This window comes from Clostridium sp. AM33-3, assembly GCF_003480315.1.
GTDB lineage: Bacteria > Bacillota > Clostridia > Lachnospirales > Lachnospiraceae > Brotaphodocola.
In genome coordinates, this window is the sequence record NZ_QUIV01000014.1 from 74,555 (window position 1) to 86,690 (window position 12,136).

Annotated in this window: 18 protein-coding genes; 3 read left to right on the plus strand and 15 right to left on the minus strand. The window is 39.4% G+C overall.

Annotation, left to right across the window (positions count from 1 at the left end; all coding sequences use genetic code 11):
- Positions 1 to 13 precede the first annotated feature (13 nt).
- From DW819_RS09790 to dinB, 15 genes are all read right to left on the minus strand, one after another.
- On the minus strand, positions 14 to 880 hold the full coding sequence (locus DW819_RS09790; RefSeq protein WP_118733139.1) for an EamA family transporter: 867 nt from the start codon (positions 878 to 880) through the stop codon (positions 14 to 16).
- A 1,056-nt stretch (positions 881 to 1,936) separates the two neighbouring features.
- Positions 1,937 to 2,461, minus strand: a complete 525-nt coding sequence (locus DW819_RS09810) for a flavodoxin family protein (RefSeq protein ID WP_055176454.1) — start codon at positions 2,459 to 2,461, stop codon at positions 1,937 to 1,939.
- Positions 2,462 to 2,683: 222 nt separating this feature from the next.
- Positions 2,684 to 3,148 (minus strand): methionine--tRNA ligase subunit beta, encoded by a 465-nt coding sequence (locus DW819_RS09815; protein WP_118733135.1) that lies wholly within the window; start codon positions 3,146 to 3,148, stop codon positions 2,684 to 2,686.
- A gap of 276 nt (positions 3,149 to 3,424) precedes the next feature.
- A complete protein-coding gene (locus DW819_RS09820) occupies positions 3,425 to 4,660 on the minus strand; it encodes a tyrosine-type recombinase/integrase (RefSeq protein ID WP_008395273.1) in 1,236 nt (411 codons plus the stop codon).
- Positions 4,661 to 4,692: 32 nt separating this feature from the next.
- Entirely contained in the window at positions 4,693 to 4,869 is a 177-nt protein-coding gene (locus tag DW819_RS09825; RefSeq protein WP_004853384.1) for a hypothetical protein, read from the minus strand.
- A 134-nt stretch (positions 4,870 to 5,003) separates the two neighbouring features.
- The gene (locus tag DW819_RS09830) at positions 5,004 to 5,216 is read right to left on the minus strand and encodes a DUF6462 family protein (protein ID WP_004611639.1); all 213 of its coding nucleotides are present in this window, start codon (positions 5,214 to 5,216) and stop codon (positions 5,004 to 5,006) included.
- Positions 5,200 to 5,637 carry a type II toxin-antitoxin system PemK/MazF family toxin gene (locus tag DW819_RS09835; RefSeq protein WP_008395276.1) on the minus strand — a complete coding sequence of 146 codons (438 nt, stop codon included), beginning with the start codon at positions 5,635 to 5,637 and terminating at the stop codon, positions 5,200 to 5,202. Before DW819_RS09835 ends, DW819_RS09830 begins: the two co-directional genes overlap by 17 nt.
- A gap of 2 nt (positions 5,638 to 5,639) precedes the next feature.
- On the minus strand, positions 5,640 to 6,011 hold the full coding sequence (locus DW819_RS09840; RefSeq protein ID WP_008395278.1) for a recombinase family protein: 372 nt from the start codon (positions 6,009 to 6,011) through the stop codon (positions 5,640 to 5,642).
- 10 nt (positions 6,012 to 6,021) lie between these two features.
- Entirely contained in the window at positions 6,022 to 6,342 is a 321-nt protein-coding gene (locus DW819_RS09845; RefSeq protein WP_008395280.1) for a helix-turn-helix transcriptional regulator, read from the minus strand.
- Positions 6,343 to 6,546: 204 nt separating this feature from the next.
- The gene (locus DW819_RS09855) at positions 6,547 to 6,954 is read right to left on the minus strand and encodes a recombinase family protein (protein ID WP_008395282.1); all 408 of its coding nucleotides are present in this window, start codon (positions 6,952 to 6,954) and stop codon (positions 6,547 to 6,549) included.
- 150 nt (positions 6,955 to 7,104) lie between these two features.
- Positions 7,105 to 7,452 (minus strand): helix-turn-helix transcriptional regulator, encoded by a 348-nt coding sequence (locus DW819_RS09860; RefSeq protein ID WP_008395283.1) that lies wholly within the window; start codon positions 7,450 to 7,452, stop codon positions 7,105 to 7,107.
- Positions 7,453 to 7,620: 168 nt separating this feature from the next.
- The gene (locus DW819_RS09865; RefSeq protein WP_226801081.1) at positions 7,621 to 7,824 is read right to left on the minus strand and encodes a hypothetical protein; all 204 of its coding nucleotides are present in this window, start codon (positions 7,822 to 7,824) and stop codon (positions 7,621 to 7,623) included.
- A 176-nt stretch (positions 7,825 to 8,000) separates the two neighbouring features.
- Positions 8,001 to 8,255: a hypothetical protein gene (locus DW819_RS09870; RefSeq protein WP_004611568.1), complete on the minus strand. Its 255-nt coding sequence runs from the start codon at positions 8,253 to 8,255 to the stop codon at positions 8,001 to 8,003.
- A 5-nt stretch (positions 8,256 to 8,260) separates the two neighbouring features.
- Positions 8,261 to 8,503: a DNA-binding protein gene (locus DW819_RS09875; RefSeq protein ID WP_008395286.1), complete on the minus strand. Its 243-nt coding sequence runs from the start codon at positions 8,501 to 8,503 to the stop codon at positions 8,261 to 8,263.
- 42 nt (positions 8,504 to 8,545) lie between these two features.
- Positions 8,546 to 9,796, minus strand: coding sequence for a DNA polymerase IV (gene dinB / locus DW819_RS09880; RefSeq protein WP_117477958.1), 1,251 nt, complete (start codon positions 9,794 to 9,796; stop codon positions 8,546 to 8,548).
- Positions 9,797 to 10,031: 235 nt separating this feature from the next.
- Between dinB and DW819_RS09885 the strand changes: the two genes are divergently transcribed.
- From DW819_RS09885 to DW819_RS09895, 3 genes are all read left to right on the plus strand, one after another.
- On the plus strand, positions 10,032 to 10,766 hold the full coding sequence (locus DW819_RS09885; RefSeq protein WP_118542164.1) for an XRE family transcriptional regulator: 735 nt from the start codon (positions 10,032 to 10,034) through the stop codon (positions 10,764 to 10,766).
- An 84-nt stretch (positions 10,767 to 10,850) separates the two neighbouring features.
- Positions 10,851 to 11,051 (plus strand): helix-turn-helix transcriptional regulator, encoded by a 201-nt coding sequence (locus DW819_RS09890; protein WP_004611564.1) that lies wholly within the window; start codon positions 10,851 to 10,853, stop codon positions 11,049 to 11,051.
- 149 nt (positions 11,052 to 11,200) lie between these two features.
- A complete protein-coding gene (locus tag DW819_RS09895) occupies positions 11,201 to 12,046 on the plus strand; it encodes a MerR family transcriptional regulator (protein ID WP_015530080.1) in 846 nt (281 codons plus the stop codon).
- Positions 12,047 to 12,136 lie beyond the last annotated feature (90 nt).

Below are 12,136 nucleotides of genomic sequence, written 5' to 3' on the forward strand. Positions count from 1 at the left end.
GTTTATGAAACACTTAAATAATCACCAGTAATACCGTTCCCACTGTAATAAGTAAAACGCCAACTGCCGCTTTCTTAGTCAGCCTCTCATGAAATACAAGCCAGGAAAAGGCAATCGTCACCAGCATACTGAGCTTATCAATCGGGACTACCACGCTTGCCGGTCCCTCTTGTAATGCCCGATAATAACAGAGCCATGATGCTCCCGTTGCCAATCCGGACAGACAGATAAAACCTAATTCTTCCTTCTCTATCACCTTTATCTCTTTCTGTTTTCCGGTAACAAACACCATGAGCCACGCCATAAGCAGCACTACCGTAGTACGGATTGCCGTACCGAGATTGGAATCAATCCCTTCGATTCCAATCTTTCCCAAAATAGAAGTCAGGCTGGCAAATAGCGCTGACAGCACCGCATAGATCAGCCACCCACCGCTCTTTTCCCCGGAATCTGTTTCGATGTCTTTTTTCATTATCATCATCATGGTTCCGATTCCAATAAGCACTATAGATACTATTTTAGTCCCTGTAATTCCTTCGTGAAGAAAAATGAGTGCCAAAAGAATAGAAAGTACGGTACTGGATTTATCAATGGGTACAACCTTATTGATGTCCCCCTTCTGAAGGGCATGGAAATAGCACAGCCACGATGCGCCTGTCGCCAATCCTGACAAAACAAGAAACAAAAGCGTCCGACCATCAATCTGAGTTATCCCGCCCCATGTCCCGGTAATCAGCACCATGAGCCATGAAAACAACAATACCACCACGGTTCGGATAGCTGTCGCCACATCCGAATCCGTTTTCTTAATTCCGCATTTTGCCAGAATTGCCGTGATTCCCGCAAAAAAGGAAGAACCTATCGCATAAAAGATCCACATAGTGCAATTCCCCCGTAATAATTCAGACTTGTCCGAACCGTTACAATCCTCCCACTTATTCAGACGGTATCCCGCTGGCCATACTGTTTTCAAAATCTTAGGATTCTTTTTGTCATCTCCAATCCCAAGTTTTCTGATCTTATCTATGGATTCCGTCCTTACCGTAACCATAAAAATTGAAATATCAATCTGCTCCTGTATCTCCCGGCAGTTTCATATCCGCTTTTACCTGGAACCATCAAATCAGGCAAGAGTCACTCCTATAGTACCACATTCTGCGATAAGTGCAATATCACCGGATGATAAATACTGTTCCTCCCATAACTTCTCAAATTCGATTTCTGATTTAATCAGTATATACATATCTCCCGTCTGAACATCTCTGTAATTCACCTTTCCGCAGGACTCTTCCCCACAGATTTTTCTTTACTCCTGCTGTATACACTCTGCCAGCCTTAATATCTTCCATGCCTCTCTATTTCTGCATTGAACTGTTCCTTTGCCAGAGAGCCATACGCAACAGGCTCCTCCTTACCCTTTTCTGTCGCTGGTTCATGAAATCGTTCCAGGTAGTCATCAAAATCATTACTGAAAAGACCGGATACCAGTGTTCATATACAGGGTGAGTTTTCATGAAATTCAGAAATAGCTCCTGCTCAAGTTTCGTCAACGCTCTACGCTTTTCCGACTGAAAACAATGTGCTTTTTTCAATTCTCTCAACACATTATCTGACGGGTTATTTCTGATGAAGTCATCATCGACAGCAATCTGTAAAACCTGATGAAGAACCGTATGTATATTATCAATCGTTGAAAGGTAATATCATCAGGTGTAAGCGGTAAATTCTTCTCCGACCATTCCGTAATAAGCTCTGGATGTACTTCTGCTAAACTGTTGTTCATAGCCAAACCTCAACCTCCTTTTGCTTAGAGTATATGAAGTTTTGGCTTTATCTTGTAGTTTGCGAATATCCGTATAAATAGAAAAAGCCCTTTGAGAAAAGGATTTCTCCTCTCTCAAAGGGCAACCTGACAAACTGGAATTTGGTGTGTGCTTTATAAATTTTTTCCGATCCACTCAAGTTCGTTCATGGAATCCTTATTTTTTTCAAGTTCATCTCTCGCTGTTGCGTAATATGATTTTTTGAAAAGCATATCCCATGAAAGATATTTTGCCATACAGTCAAACTGCTTATCAATCAGCTCATACTGGATACTGCCTACGGGAGAACCACCTACAACAATTGTGCCAACTTTTTTGTTTTTTAACTGCAATCCACGGCAGTAGCACTTATCAATGATAAGTTTCAATTGTGCTGACATTCCCCACCAATAAACTGGTGTAGCAAAAAGAATCATATCTGCGGCAGCAATTTTATCAATTGTAGAATTTGTATCATCCTTATCGACGCATCCCTTAGAGCATTGACAGACACCACATCCCTTGCATGGTGCAATGTTGAGTTTGTCGGGTTCAATGATTTCAATTTTATTCTTTTCTGATGCTCCTTTTATAAATGCATTGATTGCTGCCAGCGTATTTCCTTTTCTGGCACTTCCATTAATGATTACAATTTTCATGCGTGTATCCTCCAACTTCCGATTTGTATTTCTGTTTGTTTTAAAAATGGGCAATCCCGATTGGAATTGCCCACTCATTGCACTAATTATGCGATTTTTTCTTGCTTGTACCGATTTCTGCATCAATTGATGTAAGTTTGATGTAAATCGCTGTTTTTTTAGTTTTTTATCAAATGAAGTACGTCCCGTCTATTTGGTGAAACGGTACATCTTTACATCATCTTAATAGAGCTTTGCACCTGCCGGAATGTGGTCATCAACCATCAGAAGATGAAGTTTTTCTTCTCCTTCTTCTTCGTGAATAGCACTGAGAAGCATACCGCAAGAGTCAATACCCATCATAGCTCTCGGTGGAAGATTTGTGATAGCGATAAGAGTTTTTCCAACCAGTTCTTCAGGCTCATAAAAGCTATGAATACCACTTAAAATAGTTCTGTCTGTGCCTGTTCCGTCATCAAGAGTGAACTGTAAGAGTTTCTTTGACTTCGGTACTGCAACACACTCTTTAACCTTTACTGCACGGAAATCTGACTTGCTGAATGTGTCAAAATCAACTGCTTCCTCAAACAAAGGCTCAATCTTTACCTTAGAAAAATCAATCTTTTCAGGCTCAGCTTTCACTTCTGCAGCTGCAGGAGCTGCTTCGGAAGTCTTGGAAGCTTTCTTATCAGCATCCAGGGACTTCATAGTCGGGAATTTTTTTGATTGCTAAGCTAACTCTTGTATATCCTTGTAAACCCTTGGAAAATGGGCTTTCCCGGATTCTATATACTTGGATACTCTTGGACGTTTTTTTGACTTTTGTGCGTCCAAAAGATGTCATTCGCCTTAAAATACGTCTTTTTATTTTATGCATGTACTGCTGTGTCAAACACAACAATACTTAGCAAGTATAACATATTTGCCACAGTATGAATAGGTATATTTTTCAATCTTCAAAGAGTTCAATCGCAGGACTCTTTTCTAAAAAATATCCATATTTTTTGATAATTTCTCAATTACTGATTTGGTAACATCTGGGTTTGCTTCTGCATATATGTTCATGGTAGTTGATACATCAGCATGTCCCATTACCTCTTGAATTACTTTGATGTTGGTTTCATTCTCGCAAAATCTTGATGCAAACGTATGTCTAAAGATATGGCAGGAGAATCTTGGAATCATAACAGGTTCTCTCTTCTCCTTTTTAGCAGTTACCTCTTCTTCTGAATTATGTGTATCCACAATTCTCTTGATTGCCCGGTTTACTGCTGCTGGGTTATGTGGCATCCCAAATCGGTTTGTAAATACAAAATTGGTCATCCCATCCACATTCTCAACACAAAAGCCTTCCTGCTTCTGTCTCTCATATTCTTCCTGAAGCACATCATATACCTGCTGCATCATAGGTATTCTACGATTACCAGCTTCCGTCTTTGGCAAAGATACTCTAAACTCACATTTATATGAATCATCCGCTCTCTGGTAATAGGTTAAGCTATGATTGATATCAATGATTCGATTCTCCAAATCAATATCATCCCAGCGTACTCCGATTGCTTCTCCTATTCTGCATCCAGTTCCTAACAAAAATACAAAAAATGGATACCAGTGATAAAAGAACGGATTCTTTGCTACATACTCCATGAATTTTCTCTGCTGATCCACAGTCAACGCTCGCCTTGTTTTTCTGACACCACCATTACGCTTTTTTACTTCACAGTATGCTCCGTCTACCGGATTCTTCCTTATGATATCATCTCTGACAGCAAGCTGAAATGTAGGTCTTAATACTGTGTTAATTGTCTCAAGCGTATTAATCTGTAATCCCTGATTATTAATCAAGTCTGTATAAAAGAACAACACGTCTGAGTATTTCACATCTCTTACTTTCTTCTTGCCAAATGTATCACGAATAAAATGATTCCATGTATACAAATAATTACTGTAAGTAGTGCTGCGCAATTCTGTTTTAGTTGATATGTACCTGTCAAACAAAAAGTTTACATCAGCCTTTCCTGCGACATAGATATCAAGTCCATCCAACTGGTCTTTTTGTAACTGTTCTTCTCTTTCTCGAAGTTTTACCAAAGACTTTGCATAAATGGTTCTTTTCTTGCCTAATGGATCAATATATACATATGAGTATCTTCCGTCGCCTTTTCTGTAACCCTCACCCTTTCTTAATACTCTGCCTTTACCATCTTTTCTACAAGCCATTATTCTCTCCTTTCCGGAGAAAAGAGCCTGTTCTACTGATTAGCCTGCTGCTTCATTTGTAATTCAACACCCATTCTAATCAATTGCGAAATGGATAGATTATGAGTCTCAGCATACTCAACCATTATCTGGTATTCCTCTTCTTTGAATTTAACAGTCACCTTATGATCAAAAGGTTTCTCTGCTTTTGGTCTTCCAGTTCTAGCCATCTGTATGCCTCCTTCATATCTTAATCATATTATACTTTTGGTCTGACCGAAAGTCAATACATTTTTTCTCTTTTGGCTCATTTTTCTCCATACTTGTTTGTATTTCTTCTATACTAATGCGTCATTTCTCATAATTACTTATAAAACTCGTCATCTACAATGTGGAAAGTTTCAAGATATTCGTCAATAATATCCAGATTAACCAACACCAGCTGATTCACTTTATAACATGCCTTTGCATCCTTCGCTAACTGCATAAACTTTGACACACTCATTGAATACATCTCTGCTCCTTCTGAATATCTAACAAATCTTTTATTATTAGTCTTTTTAGTTCTGCTGTCCATTTGCTAACTCCTCCATTACCATTTTGCGAGCTACAGGTAACAGATCAAACTGTCGTATCAATGCTCTGTCTATTTCTTCTCTCACGCCTGAATCCTCAATGACAGTTCCACTTTTTGCTCTAATGCAGCCTTTTGAAATTGTCTGTGCATCTTCAGGCATAAAATCAGAGATCTTACTTAATCCAAATCCACTCACATCCTTCGGATTTAAAATCACATGTACCGGAATATCCTTTAACTTACTGCTCAAAGGGACTACTGACACCTGCGGTGCACCATCATGATTGCTTGCATCACATGAAATAATTATTCCTGGTCTGATTCCGCCCTGAATGCCATGTGGGTTTTTCCCAAAATCCGCATACACGACATCAAATTTATTATATTTACCATACTTTCTTTTTTCTGTTCGTCTGCTCATATCTATGCTCCCTTCTTGATGTGCATATCCAATCTGCCCTCATCTACAGTCACCACAATGCCGCCTGCTTCAATAACCAGTCCTACCTTAAAATAAGCATCTGCGACACTGCTGGATATAGCTGCCATATTCGCAACAACTACTCCACTGATTTGCTTTTTGCGGATCATATTCACAATCTGATTCCACTGGCGATCAACATCACTCTGCGAAAAGCCATTGCGTCTCATCTTTCCAACGATTGAATATTCTTTTCTCTTTACAAATTCATGTATATATTTGCTCTGCTTGTCTTCAAGCATATTTACTTTTTCTAGTGGAGCCTGCACTGAAAGATATTCTATGCAATCCATCTTTTTAATCTTTCTTCTCATTTTCTGCCTCCTATGCTGACTTCAAAGCCTGCTCTATCATAAAATCAAATGTCTTTTTCAAATAATCCTGCTTATCTGCAGGTAACTGCTTAAGTCTCGAATCTAATGAATCCGGTGTACATTCTATTGCAAGTAAGGTATTTGCATCTGTTTCATAAACTTCCATAAGCATATACAGGTTTTTCATGCTCAAGTTTCTTCCTCCTTGCTCCACCTGTCCAAGCGTCGAAACACTTATTCCGGTTTTAGCGGCAACCTCTTCAATGAGAAGTCCTTTGTCCTTACGGATATCACGAATCACCGGACCAATTTTATATCCTTCATATTTCATCGTCGTACCCTCCATTGTCCCGTGCCATTTCTCTAAGCATCTCTACCGCCGCATCTTCTGTTTCATACTGACCAAGCCACTTCCCACTTGAATCATGTACAACTGTTCCGAATGCAGTCTGTGTAAATCTGCAATCCTTCACAGCCGGGACTTGTTTGTCCCGACCGGAATGATTTTCTGTTGTCGATCTACCAAAGGACTCCGTTAGCATCCAAAGTCCTCTGCATGAGATACAGTAATTGGCACTGGACCGACTTCAAGAGAATAGAGCCATATGCCCATATCTGTGATGGTCTTCACAAATTCCTCCAGATCATAAATGTCATCGGTGATCTCATTCAGGCTTCTGACTACTACAACCTCAAAATCTTCCTCTTTAAGTGTTGCAAAGAAAGCATTCAGTGCTTCTCTGTCATAGTCCCTTGTCATTGAGCGATCACAATACGCATCATTTATTATTACTCCATTAGGTATTGCCTGATCACGCATACTTTCAACCATCTGGACTACATTGAGTTCCGCTCTGCGTGACTTTACAAATGCAATACCCTTTGCAAGCTCCTGATTATCTGTACCTTCGTTTCCTACTAAGTTAAAATCTCTTTTTTTCATTTTGTTATCTCCTTTACGATTTCGTATTGGAGAGTTTTGGCGCCTCCACTCTCGTGGTGTGCTGTATCTCAAGCACAAGTATATTGTAATCTGCCACACCTTAATTGCCGACCGTGTACAGGCGACAATTATGTCGTGTAAACACGACAATCACTTTTCAACTGACACGCTTTTCATTGCTTTCATCATTGCAAGACACTGTCTTATCTGCAATTCATCCATATCTGAAAGAACATCCATTGCCTCAGATAATAGTTCCGACTTTTCTTCATTCTTTCCATACATTATGAAATCAACAGATACACCAAGTACGATTGCTAGATTATCTAATGTCTGTGTCTTAAAATCTCCACCATTTTCAATCGCAGATAATGCTTGTCTGCCTATACCTACTCTATGAGCTAACTCATCCTGTGATAATCCTATCTCCTTTCTTCTATCAGCAATTCGTATTCCTCTCTCATAATCCTTTTCTCTTGTCTGTGCTTTACTGCTCATAAATCCTCCTTGCCGCCCTTGGAAACGAACAAGTCGGATTACCTTTACAGCACAAAAAGACGCACGAGGAAACCAGTATCATAAATACTGTTCGTTTCCCCTGCGTCTCTGGTGCTTCCATCTTTTGATGTGCCCTTATCAGGTGGGCTATAATTTAATTTTCAATCGTTATATTCTGAAAGTTCCATTCTCAGAATGTTCCTTCATCATTCCCTCGGAATACTTCTTGAGTATCATCACTCGCTTGCATCTGTCACACTTAATTCCAATATTCTGAAGTGCTACAGCGGAATCATCACCGCATACAAAATATTCCATCATTAACTTGTTGCATTTTTTACATCTAATTTCTATAACATTTTCTTTGTTCAATTCAGTTCGCTCCTTATTCATACAAAATCATCAATTTACAATTCTGTACTCGTAAAGGAAAGGGAAATCACCTTTGCAAGCCTTTTGCCGGGAGTTCCGATGAATGTCTGCACATTCCCCGGCTTTGCTGATCTAAAGCCAACTGACATATTGTGTGCTGTCAGCACACAATCACATCAGGCTCCGGCTCTTTCCATAAACCACATATTGTTATCTTCATAGAAAAGGAATATTTCCTTTCCATCTACCACACAGGTATAACGCTCTCCAACTCCACCAGCCCTTGTACTGGCTGCTCTGCGCTTGTCTTTTACTCGTGTAATCTCATACTTTCTGCCATCTTCCCATGTTATCTCTTTGGGAATGAGCAGTCCGTCCTTTGAAAACTCTGCAAGTACATCAACATATACCTTATTGCTCAATGTAATCACCTTCCTTACAAGATTGCTATTGCTCTGGAAGCATCCATCTTCCTTGCTATATAGCCTTTTTCTTCTAATATTTTCAGATGTGCATAAACACTTGAAGTCGATGCCACCCCTACCATCTTGCATATCTCCCTGATAGTAGGAGCATAGCCATTCACACGCTGATATTGCATAATGCTTTCATACACATTCTGCTGCTTCTCTGTCAATGGTGCCCTGTCTACCAGATCAATTCTTGCTGTTTCGCCCATGTTCCGCCTCCCTCTTTTTTACTCTATTGGCACTTCTCGTTGCTAACTTGAAAAGTACCCATGTGGATGTACTGTGTGTTCTTCTTTTGCATTGACTGCCGCCAGAATCCTGTCCCGGTACATGAGTCCCCTCTGGATACTGTAAAATCCAAATCTTCTGCGTATCTCATCCACCGCTGAATCCATCTTCATCTGCTTTTCACGCTTCTCCACACTTGAGAACAAATCTATCTGCTCCCAATAATTATCTGTTACCAGATCTGCACCTCTGACACCAACACTACGGATTGGTTTGCTCCAGTTATAGTTTTCCTTAAATATCTGATATGCGTATGCAGCTATTTCTCCGGTAATGTTTGTCGCATGGTCAATCTTTTTCTGACGGGTAAAAGAGAATAATTCATTATCCCTGACACTTATCTCAACCACTCTGCACCGGAATCCATTCTCACGAAGTCTTGCTGCAACACTCTCAGCCAGAATATAAAGAACAATCTTTACATCCTCATCGCATACTAAATCCTTTGGTGTCGTTGTGCTGTTTCCCACCGATTTGATTGGAGCGTGGGCGTTCTCCAGCTTGACAGGTGAATCATCATAGCCATTAGCAAACGACCATAAGATACTGCCAATCTTTCCAAGGTGACTGTTAAGCACATCTTCATCTGTTCTTGCAAGATCACCTATGGTTTTAATACCAAATAATGCAAGCTTTCTGTTCGTACTTTTGCCAACGTATAGAAGATCTGCCACCGGAAGCGACCAAGCCTTCTGCTTAAACTCACTCTTATACATAGTAGTGATAGCATCCGGCTTCTTGTAGTCAGAACCCAGCTTTGCAAATATCTTATTGAAAGAAACACCAACACTCACTGTGATGCCAAGCTCTGACTTCATTCTCCTGCTGATTTCCTGTGCGATAAGCAATCCATCCCCTTTAAGGGAACTGCTTCCTGTCACATCAAGCCAGCACTCATCAATCCCATATGGCTCCTGTCTGTCCGTATATTCTGCATATATCTCATGAGCCATCCTTGAGAACCGAAGATATAAGTCCATTCTTGGTGATACAAATGTTATGTCCGGACAGACCTGCTTTGCCTGCCAGAGTGCCATTCCTGTTTTCACACCGTACTTCTTGGCAATATAGTCAGCTGTTAAGACAATCCCATGTCTTGCCTCCGGGTCTCCGCCTACTGCCAATGGCTTTCCTGCAAGCTCCGGATGATGCAGATGTTCAATCGAAGCATAGCAACAGTTAATATCTGAATGAAGTATTACCCTGTCTCCCATCTGTTCCACCTCCAGTGTTCTGTTCTGACATCCATATCTGTCTGTCCAAGAATATGAGTAATGTTTCTTACAGGGCATAGTATAACCCCAAGAATAATCGACTGTCAACGGACACATGTGTCCTTTTTTCTCATTATATTGGATTTTTAGCTTGAATAATTGGTACTGTTGCTATATACTATGGAGTGAAAAGAGACATTAGAAATCAACAAAATGAAAGAAAAGAGGCGTATGTATGTACTCAATCGGAGAAATCATTTCATCATATAGAAAAAAGAAAGGCTTGCTCCAGCAGGATCTCGCTGATGAACTGGCAAAGGAAGGCATTACCATTTCCTATAAAGCCATATCCAACTGGGAGAGAAATCTTGCTGAACCAAGCGTTACCATATTTTACAAAGTGTGTAGAATCCTTGGTATTACTAACATGTATGAAGCATATTTTGGAGTAAATCCTGCTGATCCTTTCTCATCATTGACTGATGAAGGCAGAGAAAAAGCTATGGACTACATCAATCTGCTCCATGCATCCGGAATGTATGAGAAGAAAATGGCTAAGATTATCCCATTCCGCAGCATTGATATATTTGAAAATGCTGTATCAGCCGGAACCGGTAACTTCCTTGTAGACGGACCGAAAGAGACTGTATGTATAGATGAATCTATCTTACCGGAAGATACTACTTTCGGTGTCCGTATTAGTGGTGACAGTATGGAACCTGAATTCCACGATGGTCAGATTGCATGGGTATTACAGCAGGAATCTGTTGCTAATGGAGAAATCGGCATCTTCGCTCTAAACGGAGAAGCCTATATTAAAAAATTGCAAAACGATACAGACGGAATCTTCCTTATCTCGCTTAATGAAAAGTATTCACCTATCAAGGTTAGTGAAAATGACCGCTTAGACATATTTGGAAAAGTTCTTGGAAAATCTGATGCTTCTGCTATTACAGGACATTACCGATAAAATTGCAAGTCCTTTTTATCGGACACATTATTTTGCATAATTGATAATAAGAAAATATCTATAGAACTGAAAGAAGGGATTCTTATGGCGGTTACCAATAATATCAGAGAAATCCGGGAGCAGCGTGGCATTTACCAGGATGACCTTGCCGCTGCTATCGGATACAGCACAAAAACTGTCGGCAGGATAGAACGTGGGGACAGTACCCCATCTGCCGAATTTATGCTACGGATATCAAAGTACTTTAATATGCTGGTGGAAGATGTATTCCATGTGGAAGATTGAGTCGGAGCAGCAATCCGGCTCACCTTCTATTTTGGACAGCTTTTCATGTCCTTATCAACAACTATAGTTTTTTGATAAATGCTTGACTGTAAACCTTGTTTATAGCTTATTATTAAGTAAAATAGAGTTGCTCGAAAGGAGGGCATAATATGACTATAAAAGACGTAGAAGAGCGAACAGGTTTATCCCGTTCTAATATCCGTTTTTATGAAAAGGAAAAACTTATTGAGCCTTCGAGAAATGAAAGTAATGGTTATAGAGATTATTCTGAAAATGATGTGGAAAATATAAAGAAGATTGCATATCTACGTACATTGGGAATTTCTATTGAAGATATACGAAGTATTATATCCGAAAAAGTAACATTGCAGGAAATGCTTGAGAAGCAAAAGGAAGTATTAAAAAATCAGATTACTGATTTGAATAAGGCGAAACTCATGTGCGAAAAAATGCTGGATGAAGAAAGTATTAGTTATGAAAAATTACAGGTAGAACAGTATGTAACAGATTTGCATGACTATTGGAAAGATAATCGAACTGTTTTCAAACTGGATTCCGTCAGCTTTTTGTATATATGGGGAAGTATGCTTACCTGGACTATGATTACCGCACTATGCTTGATTATTGGGGCTTTGTCTTATTCTAAGTTGCCGACAGAAATTCCAGTACAATGGAGTAAAGGAGTGGCAACATCCCTAGTTAATAAAAACTGGATTTTTATTTGTCCTGTTATATGTATCATAATCCGTTATTTATTAAAACCTTTTATCTATGCGAAATTACAGATGAACAATTATTATGGAGAAATTATAACAGAGTATTTGACAAATTATATGTGTTTTATTGTGTTGTCAGTGGAAATCTTCTCCATACTTTTTACTTTCGGAGTGGTAAAAAGTGTTGTTGTACTGCTATTTGTGGACACGGCAATTTTTATTGGATTGTTAGTAGTTGGTTTGGTAAAAATGGATTTGAGAGGGAAAGAAGTTTTATGATTCAAATTTTATATTTCAGAAATAACAATAAGGAGACCGTTTCAAGTTTTGTGTAAACGTTAAAAACTGATATAAGATTTGTGAATAGTT